The sequence below is a fragment of the Paramesorhizobium leguminum genome, from assembly GCF_003217235.1.
Taxonomy (GTDB): Bacteria; Pseudomonadota; Alphaproteobacteria; order Rhizobiales; family Rhizobiaceae; genus Paramesorhizobium; species Paramesorhizobium leguminum.
Map to the genome: position 1 here is coordinate 133675 of NZ_QJTF01000005.1, position 19157 is coordinate 152831.

Consider the following 19157-nt stretch of genomic DNA (forward strand, 5'->3'; position numbering starts at 1 on the left):
GGCGGCTGGACTAAAAGGTTGGCGAATTGTGGTGATTTGGCCGGCCGGCTTGCAGCCACGTAAAACAACTTGCTAAAAATGGCCGATGGAACATGAATCCATTGGGGACCGGCCGGCGCTATCGCCGCCGGTCTTTTTGTTTTGGAGTTATGGTATGCCGATCAAGATACCCGATGAACTGCCCGCCCGCGAAATCCTCGCGCGCGAGGGCGTGTCCGTCATGGATGAGCGCACCGCGCTGCGCCAGGATATCCGCCCCCTGCAGATCGGGCTCTTGAACCTCATGCCCAACAAGATCCGCACCGAGACGCAGTTCGCTCGCCTGATCGGCGCCTCGCCGCTGCAGGTGGAACTGACGCTGGTGCGCATCGGCAACCACAAGGCGAAGAACACGCCTGAGGACCATCTCATCTCCTTCTACCAGACCTGGGAGGAGATCGCCGACCGCAAGTTCGACGGCTTCATCGTCACCGGCGCGCCCGTGGAGTTGCTGTCCTTCGAGGACGTGACCTATTGGAATGAGCTTACACGCATCTTCGACTGGACGGCAACGAACGTTCATTCCTCCTTCTTCATCTGCTGGGGGGCGATGGCCGCCGCCTGGCATTTCCATCGTCTGCCGAAATATACACTGGAAAAGAAGGCCTTCGGCGTCTTCCGCCACCGCAACAATGCGCCCGCCTCGCCCTATCTCGCCGGCTTCTCGGACGATTTTTCCATTCCCGTTTCCCGCTGGACCGAAGTGCACGCCACCGATCTCGATCTCCCCTCCGCTTCCGGATTGGACTTGCTGATCGATTCGGATGCGACGGGGCCGTGCCTGCTGACCGGGAAGACGGGCAACCGGCTCTATATGTTCAACCATATCGAATATGATTCGACATCCCTGCAGGAAGAGTACGAGCGCGATGTGGCCTCCGGCGTGCCCGTCGAGATGCCGCACGAATATTTCCCCGGCAACGATCCCTTCCGCCCGCCGCTCAACCGCTGGCGCTCGCACGCTCATCTGCTGTTTGGCAACTGGATAAACCGGGTCTACCAGACCACCGCCTATGATCTGGACAAGATCGGGAGTGACCGGGCATGAACCAGCTTCGCCTGATTTTGAGCACCGCTGTTCTAGCGCTTGTCCTCGCTGCTCCCGCCGCCGCCGAAGCACCGCTCGAAACGCAGAAGGAAGTGAACAGCTTTCATCTCACCGATGACTTCCTCACTCGGATGGAAGCCATACAGGCGGAACTCCAGACGCTCGATCTCGCAGCTGAGGACGAAGAAAACCCTGAAGGCGCGCCAACCCTCGATTCGCTGACATCAGGTGTCGAGAAAAAGCCAGCCGTCATGACGGTTTTGGCAAAGCACCAAATAAAACCCCGCGCCTATATCGTCGGCTATTTCGCGCTAATGGGCAGCCTCGCCGCCGCCGAAGCGGAAAACGAGCCGCAACTGATCGATGAACTGGGCAGCGTCAACCCCGCTCACATCGCGTTTGGCCGGGAATACAAGGCGCGGATACAGCGGTTGATAGGAGAGTAAGCGGTGAGCGGTGAGCGGTGAGCGGTGAGCGGTGAGCGGTGAGATAGTAATGGCCGGTTCCATTGGCGAATAGTATCTTTCACTGCTTACTGCTTACTGCTTACTGGTCACCGCTCACCCTCTCAATAACCTCAATGCATTCATCGTCACCAGCACCGTCGCGCCGGTATCGGCGAGGATCGCAGGCCAGAGACCGGTGACGCCGATGATCGTCGTTCCGAAGAAGACCACTTTCAGTCCGAGCGCCAAGCCTATGTTCTGATGAATGTTGCGCATGGTGCGCTTCGAAAGCTCCACCATCTCCGCCACGTCGCCGACCCGCCCGTGCAGGACGGCGGCATCCGCCGTTTCCAGCGCCACATCGGTTCCGCCACCCATGGCGATGCCGACATCGGCGGCGGCGAGCGCGGGCGCGTCATTGATGCCGTCACCGATCTTGGCGACGATCAGGCCTTCGCGGCGCAGTTCGCCGACGATGCGCTGCTTGTCTTCCGGCAGAAGCTCGGCGCGCGCCTCTATATCGAGGTCCCGTCCGATGGCTTCCGCCGTACGCTTGTTGTCGCCGGTGAGCATGACGGTGCGAATGCCCATCTCTTTCAACCGCTTGAGCCCCGCCGCCGCATCGGCGCGCGGTGCGTCCCGCATGGCGATGGCACCAGCAATTCTGCCATCGGCGACCAGCACCGATACGGTCTTGCCCTCATTATTGCAGGCCGCGATCCGCGCTGTGATATAATCTGGAATGGCCGCCATCTCCGCGGCCGCCCTGGGCGAACCGAGGAATAGCGCTGTTTTCCCCGATAGGCCGGAAACCCCTTTTCCGCCATGCGCCTTGCCATCCGCAATGGATAGACGCTCCACCCCGCGCGCTTCCGCCGCCGCTATAATCGCCATGGACAGCGGATGGCTGGAGCCGCTCCCCAGCGAGGCCGCGAATTGCAGCACTTCCGTTTCAGACAGTGCGCCCGGCAGTATATCTGTCACCTGCGGCTTGCCTTCGCTGAGTGTGCCCGTCTTGTCGAAGCAGGCGGCGGTGATCTTGCCCATGGTTTCCAGCACCGCGCCACCCTTTATCAGCAGTCCGCGCCGGGCGCCCGACGACAGCGCCGCCGCGATGGCCGCCGGCGTGGAGATGACCAGCGCGCAGGGACAGCCGATCAGCAGGATCGCCAGCCCCTTGTAGATCCACTCGTCCCAGCTTCCTCCCATAACCAAGGGCGGCACAATCGCAACCAGCGCCGCCATGGCGACGACGCCAGGCGTGTAATAAAAGGAAAAGCGGTTGATGAAGCGCTCTGTCGGCGCCTTGGCTTCCTGCGCCTCCTCCACCAGCCGCACCACGCGGGCAATAGTGTTGTCGGCTGCGGCGGCGGTCACTTTCACCCGCAACAACCCGTCGCCATTGATCGTTCCGGCAAAGACCGTGTCGCCCGCTGCCTTGGTAACCGGCGTGCTCTCGCCCGTCACCGGCGCTTGATCGACCTCGCTGTTGCCTGCGAGGATTTCACCATCGGCTGGCATACGATCACCGGGCCGCACCGCAATGATATCGCCGATCCGCAAATCGTCCGCTGGAACTTCGGCCATCGATCCGCTGCGCTCGATAAAGGCCGTCTTCGGCACCAGCGTGCTGAGCGACTGGATGCTCGCCCGCGCCCTGCCCGCCGCCACGCCCTCCAGCAACTCACCGGCCAAAAAGAGAAAAACAACCGCCGCAGCCTCCTCGGTCGCACCGATGATGACGGCTCCGATGGCCGCAATCGTCATCAGCATCTCGATGGAGAATGGCGTGCCGTTGACCGCCGCCATGATTGCGCGCCGCGCAATCGGCGCAAGACCGATGAGCATCGCCGCCGTAAAGGCCCACAACGCGATTGCCGGATAAAGATGACCGATAGCATAAGCAGCTATGAGACCCGCGCCCGAGGCAAACAGCAGCCGTGCCTTCCGCGTAGTCCACCAGGATTCGGGCTTTGCTTCCGCCGCCGGTTTCAAGGCCCTACGCGCGGAAGCACCAGCGAGGGACGCTTTGTAGCCAAGCCCGCCAACCTTGCCGATGATCTCGTCGCTGTTCGCCGGACCATCATGGGTGACGGTCACCATCCCGCTGGTGACCGAAACCGAAACATGCCTGACGCCGGGAAGGCGACGCACCGCCGTGTCGATCTTGGCGGCGCATGAGGCGCAATCCATCCCCTCGACATGGAAGCGGAAGCTGTTGGTGGTCGCGGCGATCTCTATTTCCTGGGCAGCGCCATGCGCATGATCATGGTTGTGGTGATGATGCCCGCAGCACGAGCCATGCTCCTCACAATCATGTTTCGCGTGATCGTGGGTCTGCGCCGTCTGAATGCGGATCTGATTCATATCGATTGGCCCTCTTGGCATTGCCTGCAACAAGGCCTACATCCTCTAGCGACTAGAGGAGCAAGAGAAAAAATGCTGTCCGATGTTCCGATTGGCGAAGCCTCGAGGGCAAGCGGGGTGAAGGTCGCCACCATCCGCTATTACGAGCAGATCGGCCTCATATCCGCGCCACCGCGGACCGAAGGCAACCGCCGCCTCTATGACAGGCGCGACATCGAGCGGCTTCTGTTCATTCGTCATGCGCGCGATCTGGGCTTCGAGATCGACGCCATCCGCACGCTTCTCGACCTGCAGGATAATCCCGACCAATCCTGCGCGACCGCCGACGCCATCGCCCGCGCACGGCTCTCCGATGTGGAAAGCCGAATCGCCAAACTTTTATCTCTCAAGGTGGAGTTGCAGCGAATGCTGGAGTGCACGGCTCATGGCCGGGTCGATCAATGCCGGGTGATCGAAGTGCTCGGCCATCACGAGGAATGCATGCACCCGACGCATTGAACCCGTCATTCCGCCGGAAGCGGTTCCCGCCGGCGGGACAGGATCATATCCTTCGCCGCCAGCACGGCCCCGCAGGTGATAAGCAGGCAGGCGGTGAAAATCCGCAAGCTCGGTTCCGCCGATCCGGCTAGAATCAGCACCAGCGTCGAGAGAAGCGGCGCCGCATAGCTCGCCGCGCCCAGCACCTGGATATTGCCGCGCTTGACGCCGAAGTCCCAGGCATAGAACGCCGCGCCGACAGGAAGCAGTCCGAGCCCGAGAACCGCGAGCCATTGCATCAGCCCCTCCGGCCAGACGGTCTGCTCCAGCGCCAGATGGCAGAGGAGCGACAAGACGGCCGTCACGGCGCAAAAGCCGGTCACCGCATCGGTCGGCACCGAGGCGAAGCGGCGCGACAGAAGCGAATAAGCCGCCCAGGTGAGCGCGCAAAGCCCGGCCATGGCATAGCCGAACAGATATTTCGCCTCGAAGCCGACACCGCCGCCCTTGGTGACGATCAAGGCCGTCCCGGCAAGACCGAGCAGCGTACCGGCCACATGATACCATTTCAGCCGTTCGCCCGGCATCAGCGCCGAACCGACGACGATCAGCAGCGGCCAGAGATAGGCGATCAGGCTTGCCTCGACAGCCGGGGCATGGCGGAGCGCGGTGAAATAAAGGAAATGATAGCCGAAAAGGCCCACGACGCCGAGCAGCCAGACCGCAAGCGGCTGTCTGAGATGCCGCGCCGCGCCGGGACGCCATAGCCACGAGACAAGCCCCAGACTTGCGCCTATGGCGAAGGTCATGGCGGTGAGCTGAAATGGGGGGACTTTCCCGGAAGCCGCAGTGAGGAGCGCCAGCAGCGCCCACATGACGACCGCCGAAAAGCCGATAAGCGTCGCCAGCTTCATTCCTTCCCCCAGGATGCGTTACTGTACTTTTTCAAACCGTGTCGCGTAGACCGACACAGTCCCGATTTGCGTGCCGATGCTAGCCGTAACCGGAGCATAGATACCGGAATTGCCCAGCGACGCAAACGAGATGCTGATCTTGCTCTTGTTTTTCAGGTACTCGACCGCTTTCTTGCCCTTCTGGTAGCCCGAGATGGGAATGAACTTGACCGAGCAGGTAACGGCGTCGCCCTTGAACCCCTGGGTCGAAAAAGGCTTCGTCCCGCTATAGGACAATTGCAAATCGGCGCGGGTTTGCCCGTCGAAAATATGCAAGATGCGCCCGCAGACCGCTTGCGGGCTGGTAGCCTGGATCATCAATCCGCTCAAGGGATCATCAACCGATTTCAAATCATTCGGCCCGGTTTCGACCCAGGGATCGCGCTTCTTGACCGGCGGCGTGTTTTGCACGTTCGTGACCGAACCGCCGGAAAAAGCGATTGCCGTGCGCTTGTTCTTCCGGGACATGCGGTATTTCACCTCGTAGGACGAGGGCACGATGCCCGTTGCCGACGCGCTTCCGGTGACCTGAATCGTGCCATCGACCTGATCGAAGATGCGGGCAATGCCCGAGCTCGCCAGTGTTCCCGAAAGATCGTAAATGCCGTTGTTCACTTTGGTTTCGAAACCGGACCGGGCGATGTTCAGCCCGAATATCGAGATGCTATAGTCCGTCCTGTAGGTCTCGCCCGCGAATGCCGGACCGGCGGCAAGTGCGAAGGTCAGGCCGCAGACTGCCGCCACCGCGCCCAAACGACGATGCAGAATATTGTGAAAAGACGCCATTTTTCCTCACTGCCGCATTGCTGTTTCAATAAATAAGCATGACGATCCGGCTTGCAATGCTTATCAGCGCCGGCTCCATTTGCCATAGCGCCCGAAAGCGGCTTGACGCGGGCGACACCTCACACTATAGAAACGCGACTTTCCCATAAGGCCGCCTGTCCGAAAAATGCGCGCCCGCAGCCCCGCATCATGATTATGCGTTCATGCGAGAGAATTTATCGGATATGGGAGCCGGGACCTGATAACAGATTTTGAAGGTGAGACCCATGTCCCGCGCTTGTGAATTGACCGGCAAATCGGTCCAGTACGGCAATAATGTCAGCCACGCCAACAACAAGACGCGTCGCCGCTTCCTGCCGAATCTCTGCGACGTCACACTGATGTCGGAAGCGCTCGGCCAAAGCTACCGCCTGCGCGTTTCAGCCAACGCCCTGCGTTCGGTCGAGCATCGCGGCGGTCTCGACGCCTTTTTGACCAAGGCGGACGACAAGGAGCTGTCGCAGCGCGCCCGTCTCTTGAAGCGCCAGATCGCCAAGAAACAGGCGGAAGCCGCTGCTGCCTGATCGGTGCTTTGCACTCAATTAAAAGGGCCGGTTCACGCCGGCTCTTGATCATATTTGCTGGTTCCATCACCCAGGATAAAAAAATGCCAAGTATGCGCTCTCTCCTGCCTGCCATTCTTTCGATGTGCGCCATCGTCGTTGCGTCGAACGTCCTCGTGCAGTACCCATTCAATCATTTCGGCCTGCACGAAATATTGACCTGGGGCGCGTTCATCTATCCCATCGCCTTTCTCGTCAACGACCTGACCAATCGCCGCTTCGGCCCTGTAGCGGCGCGTAAAGTGGTCTATGCCGGCTTCGTAGTCGGACTCACCATGTCGGTCTGGCTCGCGACGCCGCGCATCGCCATCGCCTCGGCGAGCGCCTTTCTTTTCGCGCAATTGATGGACATCACCGTTTTCAACGGCCTGCGCAAACGAGAATGGTGGAAGGCCCCCTTCGCCGGCGCGATGTTCGGCTCCGTGCTCGATACGCTCCTGTTCTTCTCCATCGCCTTCGCCGCGCATTTTGCCTGGATCGACCGGCTGACGGGAATGCCGGATTCCTCGCTCGCCAATCCGGTTTCGTTCTTCGGCGCCGAAATCCCGCTCTGGCTATCGCTCGCCTTCGGCGATTTCCTGGTGAAGACGGTCATGGGAGCCCTCATGCTCGTTCCCTATGGCGCAATCCTCGCCATCTTCCATCCGGCGCTTTATTCGGCCGGACGTGCTGAGAACAAGGCATAGCCCACTCACGCGATCCTATGCGGTTCATATTTTTACGGAATCACCAAGCGCCCCCGTGGTTCGAGGCTCATTCCGCTTCGCTCCATTCACACCTCACCATGAGGGCTACTGCAGCGTTGCAACCCTTCACCCTCATGGTGAGGTGCGAGCGTAGCGAGCCTCGAACCACGGGGGTGAAGGGCGCACAGTTGTTTCCGTGTAAATATGAAATGCTCTAGCGCCGCGCCGCGTGGCCGCGTCCCGACTCGTCAAACAGCGAAGCAAGTTGCTCCGTCATTGCGCCGGCAAGCTCTTCCGCATCGACAATGGTGACTGCGCGGCGATAATAGCGCGTCACGTCATGGCCGATGCCGATGGCGATGAGTTCCACCGGCGAGCGCGTCTCGATTTCCTCAATCACCGCGCGCAAATGGCGCTCCAGATAATTGCCGGGATTGACCGAAAGCGTGGAATCATCCACCGGCGCGCCGTCGGAAATCATCATCAGGATCTTGCGCTGCTCAGGCCGGGCAATCAGCCGCTGATGCGCCCAGATCAACGCCTCGCCGTCGATGTTTTCCTTGAGCAGCCCTTCACGCATCATCAGGCCGAGGTTGCGGCGCGCCCGCCGCCACGGCGCATCGGCGCTCTTGTAGATGATATGGCGCAGATCATTGAGACGTCCGGGATTGGCCTGCTTGCCGCGAGAAAGCCAAGCTTCCCGCGCTTGCCCACCCTTCCACGCCCGCGTCGTGAAACCCAGGATTTCCACCTTAACGCCGCAACGCTCCAGCGTGCGCGCCAGAATATCGGCGCAAGTCGCGGCGACCGTGATCGGTCGTCCCCGCATCGAACCGGAATTGTCGATGAGCAGCGTCACCACCGTGTCGCGGAAATCCGTGTCCCGCTCCTGCTTGTAGGAAAGCGGCTGCGTCGGATCGATGACCACGCGCACCAGCCGCGCCGGATCGAGATAGCCCTCTTCCAGATCGAAATCCCAGGAGCGATTCTGCTGCGCCATCAGCCGGCGCTGCAGCCGGTTGGCGAGGCGACCGACCACGCCCTGCAAATTGGAAAGCTGCTTGTCGAGGAAGGAGCGCAGGCGGTCCAGCTCCGCCTCGTCGCATAGATCGGTGGCGTCGATCGTCTCGTCGAATTCCTGCGTGAAGACCTTGTAGTCGATTTCAGCGGCGAAATTGGCGAAAGGCTGGTTCGGACGGCGCGCTTCGCCCGGCGTCTCGGCGTCGATATCCTCGTCGCCATCCATGTCGTCGGCGAAACTATCCGTCGCCTCCATCTCGCCCTGCTCGCCATCCTCGCTGGAACTGTCGGCATCGTCGCTGTCCGCGGCGTCGGAACCTTCCTGCTCCTCGGAGCCGCCCTCCTCATTATCTTCAGGCTTGGGTGTTTCCTCGCTGTCTTCGTCCTCGTCCGAAGACTGCTCCTGTTGTCCGAGATCCTCCGCCATCTCCATCGCGGCCAGCATCTCGCGCACGGCGCGGGCAAAAGCCTGCTGGTCTTCCAGCGTACCGCTCAGATTGGCGATTTTCCCGCCGGCCTTGCTCTCAATCCAGTCGCGCCACAATTCGAGGACATTGCCTGCCTCCGCCGGCGCGGGACGCCCGGTGAGTTTCTCACGCACCATCAGCGCCACCGCCTCTTCGAGCGGTGCCTCGGCCTTGTCGGTAATCGCGGGAAAATTAGCACGGGCGTATTTATCGGCGAGCATCGAGGCGAGGTTTTCGCCGACACCGGCCATCGCCCGCGCGCCGATTGCCTCGACGCGAGCCTGCTCGACCGCATCGAAAATCGCGCGCGCCTGCTTGCCATCAGGCGCAAGCGTCGCGTGAATACGCGCATTGTGGCAAGCACGCCGAAGCGCCATCGAATCGCCAATGCCCCGCGTCACCGCCACATCGTGCGCGGTAGCGCGCTTGGGCAGGTCGGGCAGACGCGCGCGGTTTCCCGTCAGCGCCGGGCGGTCATTGCTGAAGCCGACTTCAAGCTCATTGGAGCCGGCAAGCGCCCGCACGCAACCGGTAAGCGCTCGCTTGAACGCGTCAAGCGAAGCTTCCTGCATCTGTCCGGGCTTGCGATTCGATTGGCTCACAATGATTTCGCTTTTTGTTCTTAGAGCGGTATGCAATTAAGTTGAATCGGACATCCCGCTCTAAGTCTTTGTTTTAGCCGCATGATCTTATCCGAAAAGTCTACAACTTTTCGGGATCATGCTCTAGTGCGAACGACCGTCAAATGGGGCTGGCGTCAGACTATCGATATCGACGTCTTCGAGGCAGCGCACATTGACCGCCACCATCTTGGTACCGTCAGGCGTGGCGCCGCGCGAAAATGATTCCATGCCGCAATCCGCGCAGAAGAGGTGCTGGATGTTCTTCGTGTTGAACCGATATTCGGTCAGTCTCTCCTCTCCCCGCTCCAGCTCGAAATTACCGGCCGGCGTGAAGGCAAGGATGCTGCCCCGCCGCTCGCAATAGGAACAGTTGCAGACGATGGGGTTAGACAGGTCGATCTCGACCTTGTAGCGCACTTCGCCGCAATGGCAGCTACCCTGATAATGCATGTGTCTTACCCCAGAACCACGTTTGCCGCCGACTCCGGCAATTCCTTGCCGAAGGCGCGCTGGTAGAACTCAGCCACCGTCGGACGCTCCAGCTCATCGCATTTGTTGAGGAAGGTCAGGCGGAAAGCGAAGCCGACATCCTTGAAGATATCGGCGTTTTCCGCCCAGGTGATCACCGTACGCGGGCTCATGACGGTGGAAAGATCACCATTGATGAAGGCCGCGCGGGTCATATCCGCAACCCGCACCATCTTGCCGACGATATCGCGGCCTTCCGGGGTCTGGTAGTGCTTGGCCTTGGCCAGAACGATGGCAACCTCATTATCATGCGGCAGATAGTTGAGCGTCGTGACGATCGACCAGCGGTCCATCTGCGCCTGGTTGATCTGCTGCGTACCGTGATAGAGTCCGGTCGTATCGCCGAGGCCGACCGTGTTGGCGGTGGAGAACAGGCGGAACGCCGGGTGCGGGCGGATGACGCGGCTCTGGTCGAGCAGTGTCAGACGACCCGACGATTCCAGCACGCGCTGAATCACGAACATCACATCGGGACGACCGGCGTCGTATTCGTCGAACACCAGCGCGACATTGTGCTGGTAGGCCCAAGGCAGGATGCCGTCCCTGAACTCGGTGACCTGCATCCCGTCCTTCACGACGATGGCATCCTTGCCGACGAGATCGATACGGCTGACATGGCTATCGAGATTGACGCGCACGCAAGGCCAGTTGAGACGGGCGGCGACCTGCTCGATATGGGTGGATTTGCCGGTGCCGTGATAGCCCGACACCATCACCCGCCGGTTAAAGGCGAACCCCGCCAGAATGGCGAGCGTCGTCTGCCGGTCGAAAAGATAGTCCGGGTCGATTTCCGGCACATAGGCATCGCCCGCCGCATAGGCCGGCGCGGTCATGTCGGAATCGATCCCGAAGACGTCACGCACCGAAACCGTCTTGTCCGGCAGATTGGCGATATCCCGTTCAACCTTGTTCATCATGCCTCCAAGCGGGGGAGGAAGACCCGCCGCAGATTACAACGCAATCGAATCCGGGAGGGCCTTGAGCAGGCCATTCAATTCCGCGTGAAGCGCCGCTTCAGCAAAACCCGGCCTGTCTCAACAATTGATAAGCCTGGATTACATCGCGGAACCGGTCTTCGGAACCCCGGTCTCCACCATTCGCATCCGGATGATGGAGTTTTACCAGTTCCTTATAGCGCGACTTGATCTGTTCGCCAGTCGAATTTGCGTCAAGACCGAGGGTTTGAAGCGCCTTCGCCTCCAGTGGCTTGGCCTTGCGCGCCTTGGGCGCTGCGGTAGCGCGCGCCTTCGCCTCGCCGAACAGATTGAACGGATCGCCCATCTTGTTGTGGTAGGCCGCGCGGCCCGAACGCACCTGGGCGAACTCAGGCGCTGTTTTTGCCGCGGCCGCATTCACCCCCGCCGACCACGTCGGGCGATGGCCCGTCACGGCGTCCTTTTGGAAACTGGCGATATCGGAATCCGAGAGGCCGGAGAAATAATTGAAGTTCTTGTTATATTGGCGAACATGATCAATGCAGAAGTGAAAATACTCGCCTTCCTTCATCCGTCCGACAGGCGCGCGGTGCGTTCCCGGTTCATCGCAGCCATTCCACTGGCATTTTGGTACGCGCGATTCTGCCTCCGCCTCCTTTTTTGGGCGGATACGAATGCTGTCGAAAAGTTTTGAATTCGGTTTCATCGAATCAGGATTATGAGAATATCGGCTGGCTAAACAAGAATTGACATTTTCCCCATGATGGTCGTAACGCCTGAATCGTCAAAATAATCGCTATCATGCGCGAATTTGAGCCAGGTCACGATCTCACAATGGGGGGTGGAGGCCACTATATGGGGGCAGGAGGAATAAATGTCCATTCCCGTTTCTAAACAGACGACCATTGAGGCAAAACTGAGAAGCGCCTTCACGCCTCAATCCCTCGAAATCATCAATGAAAGCCACCTACACGCCGGTCACCATCATAACGACAGCGGCCACCACGACGCGTTCGACGGGCGTGGTGAAACGCACTTCCGTGTCCGCATCGTCTCGGATGCCTTCACCGGCATGGACCGCGTCGCCCGCCACCGCGCCATAAACTTAACTCTGAAGGAGGAACTTGAAAGCGGTGTACATGCGCTGGCGCTGGAGCCATCAGCACCCGGCGAGACGACGCGGCGGTAGCTGCTACTTTCCTTGAAGAAAGCCAAGCACCGCCGAGAACGGCACATCCTTCGCGATGAAGGCCTGCCCGATACCCTGCGTCAGGATGAACGTCAGCGCGCCGCGCGCTACCTTCTTGTCCTGTGCAATATAGTCCATCAGCTTTTCCGCCGGCGGAAGCGAACCGGGGATTCCCGATATCGAAACCGGCAGGCCGACGGCCTTCAGATGCGCCTCAACCCGGGCGGCATCATCCGGGCTAGCAAGGTTCATATGCGCCGAGAACCGGTGCGCGAGCGCCATGCCGATGGAGACAGCCTCGCCATGCACCAGACGGCTCGAATCATAGCCCGTGGCGGTTTCGAGCGCATGGCCGAATGTGTGGCCAAGATTGAGAAGCGCTCTGTCGCCGTTCTCCCGCTCATCCCGCGCCACCACGGCGGCCTTTGCGCGGCAGGAAATGGCGATGGCGTCAATGCGCTCAGATCCGCCGGCAAACACTTGTTTCCAGTTCGCCTCCAGCCAGGCGAAGAACTCCGGCTGGTCGATCAGCCCGTATTTCGCCACTTCGGCATAACCGGCGCGGAATTCACGCGGGCTCAGGGTGTCGAGCGCATCCGTATCGGCGAGCACCAGTTGCGGCTGGTGGAAGACGCCGACCAGATTTTTGCCATAGGCAGTATTGATGCCGGTCTTGCCGCCGACGGACGAATCGACCTGCGCCAAAAGCGATGTCGGCATCTGGATAAAATTCATACCGCGCCGCACGATGCCTGCCACAAATCCGGCGAGATCGCCGATGACGCCGCCGCCAAGCGCGATCACCGCATCGCCGCGCTCCAGCCTTGCCGCTAGCACGGCGTTCGTTACTATTTCGAGCGTGGCGAACCCCTTCGACTTTTCGCCTGGGGCGACGATGACAGGCGTCGCGGCGATTCCAGCCGACTTGAGGCTCTCCATCAGCGCATCGAGATAATGCCCAGCTACATTCTCGTCCGTGACGATAGCCGCGCGCGCGCCCTTGAGCCGCCGAGCGATCTCCTCGCCGGCGCGCGCGATCAGCCCCGGACCGATCAATATGTCATAGGAACGCTCGCCAAGCGAAACCGGAACGGTGGTGAATTCGGGCGACTCTGGACTCATAGCGGCGTATTTCCTGTTTCGGTCTCTTCAGCTATCCCCAGATGGCGGGACAGCGCCTCGATCACTTCCTGCGCGATGACTTCCTTTTTCTCATCGCGGGAGATGACGGTCAGGTCGGCCGTGGCATAAATGGGATAGCGCTCGGTCATCAGTTTTTCCATGACCCCGCGCGGATTGCTGTTTTTTAGCAATGGCCGGTTCTGCCTCCGCGAGACGCGCTCCATCAGCAGATCGAGATCGGCCTTGAGCCAGACCGAGATGCCGAAAGCGGCAATTGCCTCGCGCGTCTGCGCATTCATATATGCTCCGCCGCCCGTCGCCAGCACCATCGGTCCCGCTTCCAGCATACGCTGGATCACCCGCCGTTCAAGATCGCGGAATTCAGGCTCGCCATAAGCCTCGAAAAGTTCCGGAACGGTCATTCGCGACACGGCTTCGATTTCATCGTCGGCATCATGGAAGGGCAGTGCGAGCAGACTCGCGATTTTCTTGCCGACGGTCGATTTGCCGGCACCCATCAGTCCCACAAGCACGAGCGGGCGCGCGCCCAGCTGCTCTCTAACAGCGGCTGCCTGATTCCGGTTTGGCGCCTGATCGTCCATTGCATTCATGGTGAGCGTTTCCACATGAAAACGATCGGTTTGTAAAGAATGTCCGTCACATATGGTTAGAATAACGGCATTGTTCGCTCTTGTTCGCGCTCCTTGCATTCGTTACGCGCCCGCAGCATAAGTGAAGAATGCCGACACTGACACGCCTTCTCCTGTCCCTTGCAGTCATTGCCCTGCTTGTCTATGGCGCAATGCTGGCACTCGTCACCTTCGTTCAGCCTGCCACCAGCGAGATGACCATTCGCATTCCTTCCGAAAAGCTCGCTCCAAAGCCCGAGACCACGGGAAAGCAATGAGATCCGCGGCGGCAATCGAAAATTTCCTCGAAATGATGAGCGCGGAGCGCGGAGCGGCGGAAAACACGCTAGCCTCCTACGCCCGCGATCTGGAATCGGTCGCCGAATTCCTGGCCGCGCGAGGCGTGCGTCTGCCCGATGCCGCATCAAGCGATATCCGGGCCTATCTGGATGAAATGGCCAGCCAAGGCTTTGCCGCGACATCGCAGGCACGGCGACTTTCCGCTCTGAGGCAATTCTTCCGCTTTCTCTTTACGGAAGGGTTCCGCCAGGACGATCCGACCGGCATTCTCGACGCGCCGAAGAAAGAGCGCCCGCTGCCCAAGATCATGAGCGAGGACGCCGTGGGCCGCCTCCTCGACCGGGCAAAGCTGGAGGCGGATGAACCGGATGCGGCCCCCGGCGCCGACACTTTACGCGCCACGCGCCTCCATGCCCTGATCGAAACGCTCTATGCCACCGGTATGCGTGTCTCGGAACTTGTAAGTCTGCCTGTCACAGTCGCCCGCTCCGACCATCGGTTCTTGCTGATACGCGGCAAGGGCGCCAAGGAACGCATGGTACCGCTGTCGATGACGGCGCGCCAATCCATGACCCGCTATCTCGGCCTGCGCGACGCGCAACCAGGCAGCGAGGCCAATCCCTGGCTGTTTCCGGCCTTTTCGGAAAGCGGCCATCTGGCGCGGCAGGTCTTTGCCCGCGAGTTGAAGTTGCTTGCCGCCCGCGCCGGTATTTCCTCAGCCAAGGTCTCGCCGCACGTGTTGCGCCATGCCTTCGCCAGCCATCTATTGCAAAACGGGGCCGATTTGCGCGCGGTGCAGCAATTGCTCGGCCATTCCGATATTTCCACCACGCAAATCTATACCCATGTGCTGGAGGAAAGGCTGCATCAACTGGTAGCAAAGCATCATCCGCTTGCCGATTGAGCCCACTACCGCTATGAGAAACGCGGACTTGCGGGCTCCAATCTCCTTTTGACTGCCGATTGCAGCATGGCAAGCCCATATATAGAAGCAAATCCAGGAGAAGTGGGAAGCGTTTTTCCGTCCGGATTTGCGAAGAACAAGGGATGTCGAGGAACAATCCTCATAAGACCCGAACACATTTGGACTTTAGTCGCGTACAAATAGTCAGGCCATATGCACAATTACCTCGATTTCGAAAAACCCGTCGCCGACCTCGAAGGTCAGATCCTCGAGCTGAAGAAGCTTTCGCAGGAAAGCGGCAGTGTCGAGATGGGCGATGAGATCGCCCGCCTTGAAAAGCGCTCCGCCGACGCGTTGCGGGATCTTTATCGCAAGCTGACGCCATGGCAGAAGGCGCAGATCGCCCGCCATTCGGATCGTCCGCACTGCCTTGATTATGTGCGCAGCCTCTTCACCGAATTCACCCCGCTCGCCGGCGACCGCAAATTCGCCGAGGACGAGGCCATCCAGGCCGGCTTTGCCCGTTTCAGGGGCGAAGCGGTTGCGCTTATCGGCCTGGAAAAAGGCGCCGACACCAAATCCCGTTTGAAGCATAATTTCGGCTCGGCCCGGCCGGAAGGCTACCGCAAGGCCGTCCGCATCATGGAGATGGCCGATCGTTTCGGCCTGCCGGTGGTAACGCTGGTCGATACGGCGGGAGCTTATCCCGGCGTCAGCGCGGAAGAGCGCGGACAGGCGGAGGCGATTGCCCGCTCGACCGCCGCCTGCCTCAATCTGCGCGTTCCGATGGTTTCGGTCGTCATCGGCGAAGGCGGTTCCGGCGGCGCCATCGCGATTGCCGCCGCCAACCGCGTCTATATGCTCGAACATTCGATCTATTCGGTGATTTCGCCGGAAGGCGCAGCCTCGATTCTGTGGCATGATTCCACACGAGCCAGGGACGCCGCCACGTCGATGCGGATAACGGCACAGGATCTTTTGGAAATGAAGATCATCGACGGCATCATTCCCGAACCGATGGGCGGCGCTCATCGCGGCAAGGAAGCTGCGATGAACGCCACCGGCGATACAATCGCCGCCGCGCTCAAATCCATGTCCGGAGTGGACGGCGAAACGCTTAAAAAGGAACGGCGCGCGAAATATCTCGCCATCGGACGGAATATTTAAAGCGCGACGCCGAATTCCATCCCCTTCGCCATAAATCCGCCGCGCAAGGTGCGTTGACAGATTGTCCCCGCCGATGACATCACTGTGATCGGAGGTTTGCCTCGGTAAGGATTCGTCAACGGTACCGAAAGGTTTTGCTGTTAAAGCATTCTTAGGGGGCAGAGGACCGCTTGAGGGGCGAGAGGGACATGAAGTTTAAGAGCGTATTGTTTGCTTCCGAGGGCATACTTGCCCTTTTTATGGCATCCGCCTTGCTGGCCGGGTGCCAGGGTAAATCGCTTGAGGATATCTCGCCCAAGGCAGAAAAACAGCTGCCGCAAAAGATCGTGATGAAGATGAAGGCGAAGGGGATGACCACCACCTCGCCGATCCTGATCCGCATCTTCAAGGAAGAGGGCCAGCTTGAAGTCTGGAAGCGCAAGGATAACGGGCGCTACGACATCATAACCTCCTATGACATCTGCAAATGGTCTGGCAAGCTCGGCCCCAAATATATCGAAGGCGACCGTCAGGCGCCCGAGGGTTTCTACACCGTCCGCCCGGCACAGATGAACCCGAAATCGAGCTATTATCTCGCCTTCAATATCGGCTTTCCCAATGCCTATGACCGCGTCAACGGTCGCACCGGCCAGCATCTGATGGTGCATGGCGCCTGTTCATCGTCAGGCTGCTATTCCATGAGCGACGAGCAGGTAGCAGAGATTTACGCCTTCGCACGCGATGCGTTTCGCGGCGGTCAGGCAGGATTCCAGATTCAGGCCTTTCCCTTCCGCATGACGGCAGCGAACATGGCGCGCTACCGCAACGACCTGAACTATCCCTTCTGGAAGATGCTGAAGGAAGGTCACGACCATTTCGAGGTCAACAAGGTTCCGCCCAAGGTGGATGTCTGCGAAAAACGCTATGAATTCAACAACACCGCGATAGGGCCGGAAGGCATCGAGCCTGACGCGGCCTGCCCGCCCGTGGGCCAGCCCGATGCCGCGCGCGTCTCATATATGAGCTATCAGAAGACCTTCGAAACCGCGTTTTCGGCGGCTGAGAGCAGCTCAAGCAAGAAATCGCCCGCGCCGACGATCGCCGGGTTGGAAGAGGCAAAGCTCGTCTCCGCCTGGAGCGCGGCGCGCGCCCGCGGCGTGAAGGTTTCTCGCGAGCCGCCTTCCCTGTCCCCCGCCTCCGCCGAAAAGCCGAACGCTCCGGGTATTGCCGCGCCAACCATGCTCGCCAAGACGGCGCCCGCCGCACAAGCGCCAACAATCGCGACGGTTGCATCAACGCCGCAGGTGCCTGCTGCGCCGCAGCCATCGGCCATACCCGCTACGCAGACCGCTGCCGCTACGCCTGTACCACAGCCCAATCCAGCTTCGCGAACGGTAACTATCACCTCCCTCGAAGGCCTCCCAACCGGGACAACGGCAACCGTCTCCGCATCGGGCGCGGTGCAATCCGCCGAAGCGGCACCAGAGAAGAAATCCTGGTGGAAAGTGCTTGGCCGCTAGCGACCGGCAGGACGGCACCCGTGGCTGAAAAAGATGATTCCGTCGAGATTTATGATCTCCGAGGCCTGAACTGCCCTCTGCCGGTGCTGAAAACGAAACGGAAATTGCGCGCGATGCCACCCCATGCCCTTTTGCGGGTCGAAACCAGCGACCCGTTGGCGGCAATCGATATTCCGCATTTCTGTGCCGAAAATGGCCACACGCTGATCGCGATCGAAGCTCTCGATAGAGGGCATCATTTCCTCATCCGCAAGGCGGGTTAAATACCTCACTTTTTCGTGATGCGCCCGCAGTGCCATCGTGCCTGGATGAGCGTTTGCGACAGCAACGATGCCCGCGAACGCTAAGCGGATCGGCAATATCGTTTACTAATTGAGCTTCAGCAAATTTAGTTTCTGCACATACAATGCAACGCAGTGTTGCAGTTTGGTGACAGACATTTGACCCGGCCGGCGCTATCGGGGGCCATCCAATTCAATTCGGGGATATGAAATGAAAATCGCACTTTTGGCTTCCACGGCATTGTTCTTCGCAACCTCGGCAATGGCTGCTGATGCCATCGTCTCTGAGCCGACGCCGCCAGCCGCTGCTGCCGACACCTTCTCCTGGACCGGCGGTTACATCGGTCTCAATGCCGGTTATGCCGGCGGCGAGTTCAAGCATCCGTTCTCTTTGAGCATCGAAGACGAAACTTTCTCCGACTCGGTTGATTTCGATGCCGATGGCTTTGTCGGCGGCGTTCAGGCCGGTTACAACTACCAGCTCAGCAATGGCATTGTGCTCGGCGCGGAAGCTGATTTTCAGGGTTCGACCGTCAAGGGCGACATCTCCGGTGATCTCGACGGACTCACCGCCAAGGGTGAAACCGAAGTCGAATGGTTCGGCACCGTGCGCGCCCGCCTGGGTTATGCCGCCACCGAACGCCTCCTCGTCTACGGAACCGGCGGTCTCGCCTATGGCAAGGTCAAGTCCTCCTACAGCGTCACCGATGGCGTTGACACTGTTGGCGAGTCCAGCTCCAAGACCAAGGCTGGCTGGACTGTTGGCGCCGGCGCTGAGTACGCCATTGACAACCACTGGACGGTCAAGGGCGAATATCTCTACACCGACCTCGGCAAGCGCGACCTGATCGACGTCTCGGCTGGCGGATCCAGCTTCAACCTTGAAAACGACGTCCAGTTCCACACCGTCCGCGTCGGCCTGAACTACAAGTTCTAGAACTACACGTTCCAAACTTGGCATGGCCCCGAAAAGTCGTAGATTTTTCGGGGCCATGCGCTAAGACAAAGACTATACCGGGAACGAACGAAGAGCCGCCTTTCTCCAGTCAGGCGGCTCTTTTCTTTTTATGAACTGCTGACTCTGGCGGC

20 protein-coding genes, 1 pseudogene and 1 riboswitch are annotated in these 19157 nt (G+C 60.0%); of the genes and pseudogenes, 12 read left to right on the top strand and 9 right to left on the bottom strand.

From position 1 onward, the window contains the following. Positions 1-18: 18 nt before the first annotated feature. Positions 19-98: riboswitch (SAM riboswitch) on the top strand. Between the two features lie 56 nt (positions 99-154). Continuing rightward, on the top strand, positions 155-1087 hold the full coding sequence (locus tag C7477_RS06085; protein ID WP_110750275.1) for a homoserine O-succinyltransferase: 933 nt from the start codon (positions 155-157) through the stop codon (positions 1085-1087). After that, on the top strand, positions 1084-1533 hold the full coding sequence (locus tag C7477_RS19150; protein WP_245411740.1) for a hypothetical protein: 450 nt from the start codon (positions 1084-1086) through the stop codon (positions 1531-1533). The genes C7477_RS06085 and C7477_RS19150 overlap by 4 nt, the downstream gene beginning before the upstream one ends. Positions 1534-1647: 114 nt before the next feature. Here C7477_RS19150 and C7477_RS06095 read toward each other — a convergent pair. Then, positions 1648-3819: pseudogene (locus tag C7477_RS06095) on the bottom strand (heavy metal translocating P-type ATPase); the annotation flags it as partial. Between the two features lie 156 nt (positions 3820-3975). Here C7477_RS06095 and C7477_RS06100 point away from each other — a divergent pair. Beyond that, a complete protein-coding gene (locus C7477_RS06100) occupies positions 3976-4398 on the top strand; it encodes a MerR family transcriptional regulator (protein ID WP_181418363.1) in 423 nt (140 codons plus the stop codon). Between the two features lie 5 nt (positions 4399-4403). Here the strand turns inward: C7477_RS06100 and yddG are convergent, their stop codons facing one another. Beyond that, a complete protein-coding gene (yddG, locus tag C7477_RS06105) occupies positions 4404-5291 on the bottom strand; it encodes an aromatic amino acid exporter YddG (protein WP_110750077.1) in 888 nt (295 codons plus the stop codon). Between the two features lie 18 nt (positions 5292-5309). Continuing rightward, positions 5310-6116, bottom strand: a complete 807-nt coding sequence (locus C7477_RS06110; RefSeq protein ID WP_110750079.1) for a DUF3108 domain-containing protein — start codon at positions 6114-6116, stop codon at positions 5310-5312. A gap of 266 nt (positions 6117-6382) precedes the next feature. On the opposite strand from C7477_RS06110, the gene rpmB reads away from it, so the two are divergent. Further along, on the top strand, positions 6383-6679 hold the full coding sequence (rpmB, locus tag C7477_RS06115) for a 50S ribosomal protein L28 (RefSeq protein ID WP_110750081.1): 297 nt from the start codon (positions 6383-6385) through the stop codon (positions 6677-6679). An 83-nt stretch (positions 6680-6762) separates the two neighbouring features. After that, positions 6763-7404, top strand: a complete 642-nt coding sequence (locus C7477_RS06120) for a queuosine precursor transporter (protein ID WP_110750279.1) — start codon at positions 6763-6765, stop codon at positions 7402-7404. A 214-nt stretch (positions 7405-7618) separates the two neighbouring features. Here the strand turns inward: C7477_RS06120 and cobT are convergent, their stop codons facing one another. The 4 genes from cobT to C7477_RS06140 form a co-directional block, all read right to left on the bottom strand. Further along, on the bottom strand, positions 7619-9463 hold the full coding sequence (gene cobT, locus C7477_RS06125) for a cobaltochelatase subunit CobT (protein ID WP_110750083.1): 1845 nt from the start codon (positions 9461-9463) through the stop codon (positions 7619-7621). Positions 9464-9616: 153 nt separating this feature from the next. Next, positions 9617-9964, bottom strand: coding sequence for a GFA family protein (locus C7477_RS06130; RefSeq protein ID WP_110750085.1), 348 nt, complete (start codon positions 9962-9964; stop codon positions 9617-9619). A 5-nt stretch (positions 9965-9969) separates the two neighbouring features. Then, entirely contained in the window at positions 9970-10956 is a 987-nt protein-coding gene (gene cobS / locus C7477_RS06135) for a cobaltochelatase subunit CobS (protein WP_110750087.1), read from the bottom strand. A 100-nt stretch (positions 10957-11056) separates the two neighbouring features. After that, positions 11057-11683 carry a J domain-containing protein gene (locus C7477_RS06140; protein ID WP_110750089.1) on the bottom strand — a complete coding sequence of 209 codons (627 nt, stop codon included), beginning with the start codon at positions 11681-11683 and terminating at the stop codon, positions 11057-11059. Between the two features lie 168 nt (positions 11684-11851). On the opposite strand from C7477_RS06140, the gene C7477_RS06145 reads away from it, so the two are divergent. Further along, on the top strand, positions 11852-12166 hold the full coding sequence (locus tag C7477_RS06145) for a BolA family protein (protein WP_110750091.1): 315 nt from the start codon (positions 11852-11854) through the stop codon (positions 12164-12166). A 3-nt stretch (positions 12167-12169) separates the two neighbouring features. Here C7477_RS06145 and aroB read toward each other — a convergent pair whose 3' ends face one another. Continuing rightward, positions 12170-13288 (bottom strand): 3-dehydroquinate synthase, encoded by a 1119-nt coding sequence (aroB, locus tag C7477_RS06150; protein WP_110750093.1) that lies wholly within the window; start codon positions 13286-13288, stop codon positions 12170-12172. Next, positions 13285-13890, bottom strand: a complete 606-nt coding sequence (locus tag C7477_RS06155) for a shikimate kinase (protein WP_425373526.1) — start codon at positions 13888-13890, stop codon at positions 13285-13287. Before C7477_RS06155 ends, aroB begins: the two co-directional genes overlap by 4 nt. A gap of 137 nt (positions 13891-14027) precedes the next feature. On the opposite strand from C7477_RS06155, the gene C7477_RS06160 reads away from it, so the two are divergent. The 6 genes from C7477_RS06160 to C7477_RS06185 all read left to right on the top strand — a co-directional run bounded on the left by C7477_RS06160 (position 14028) and on the right by C7477_RS06185 (position 19005). Beyond that, positions 14028-14195 (top strand): histidine kinase, encoded by a 168-nt coding sequence (locus tag C7477_RS06160; RefSeq protein WP_110750096.1) that lies wholly within the window; start codon positions 14028-14030, stop codon positions 14193-14195. Beyond that, positions 14192-15121 carry a site-specific tyrosine recombinase XerD gene (xerD, locus tag C7477_RS06165; protein ID WP_110750098.1) on the top strand — a complete coding sequence of 310 codons (930 nt, stop codon included), beginning with the start codon at positions 14192-14194 and terminating at the stop codon, positions 15119-15121. The genes C7477_RS06160 and xerD overlap by 4 nt, the downstream gene beginning before the upstream one ends. A gap of 213 nt (positions 15122-15334) precedes the next feature. Next, positions 15335-16288, top strand: coding sequence for an acetyl-CoA carboxylase carboxyltransferase subunit alpha (locus C7477_RS06170; protein WP_110750100.1), 954 nt, complete (start codon positions 15335-15337; stop codon positions 16286-16288). A 188-nt stretch (positions 16289-16476) separates the two neighbouring features. Continuing rightward, positions 16477-17787, top strand: a complete 1311-nt coding sequence (locus C7477_RS06175) for a L,D-transpeptidase family protein (protein WP_425373523.1) — start codon at positions 16477-16479, stop codon at positions 17785-17787. Positions 17788-17807: 20 nt separating this feature from the next. Further along, on the top strand, positions 17808-18050 hold the full coding sequence (locus C7477_RS06180) for a sulfurtransferase TusA family protein (RefSeq protein WP_181418359.1): 243 nt from the start codon (positions 17808-17810) through the stop codon (positions 18048-18050). A 229-nt stretch (positions 18051-18279) separates the two neighbouring features. Next, the gene (locus C7477_RS06185; RefSeq protein WP_110750102.1) at positions 18280-19005 is read left to right on the top strand and encodes an outer membrane protein; all 726 of its coding nucleotides are present in this window, start codon (positions 18280-18282) and stop codon (positions 19003-19005) included. Positions 19006-19157 lie beyond the last annotated feature (152 nt).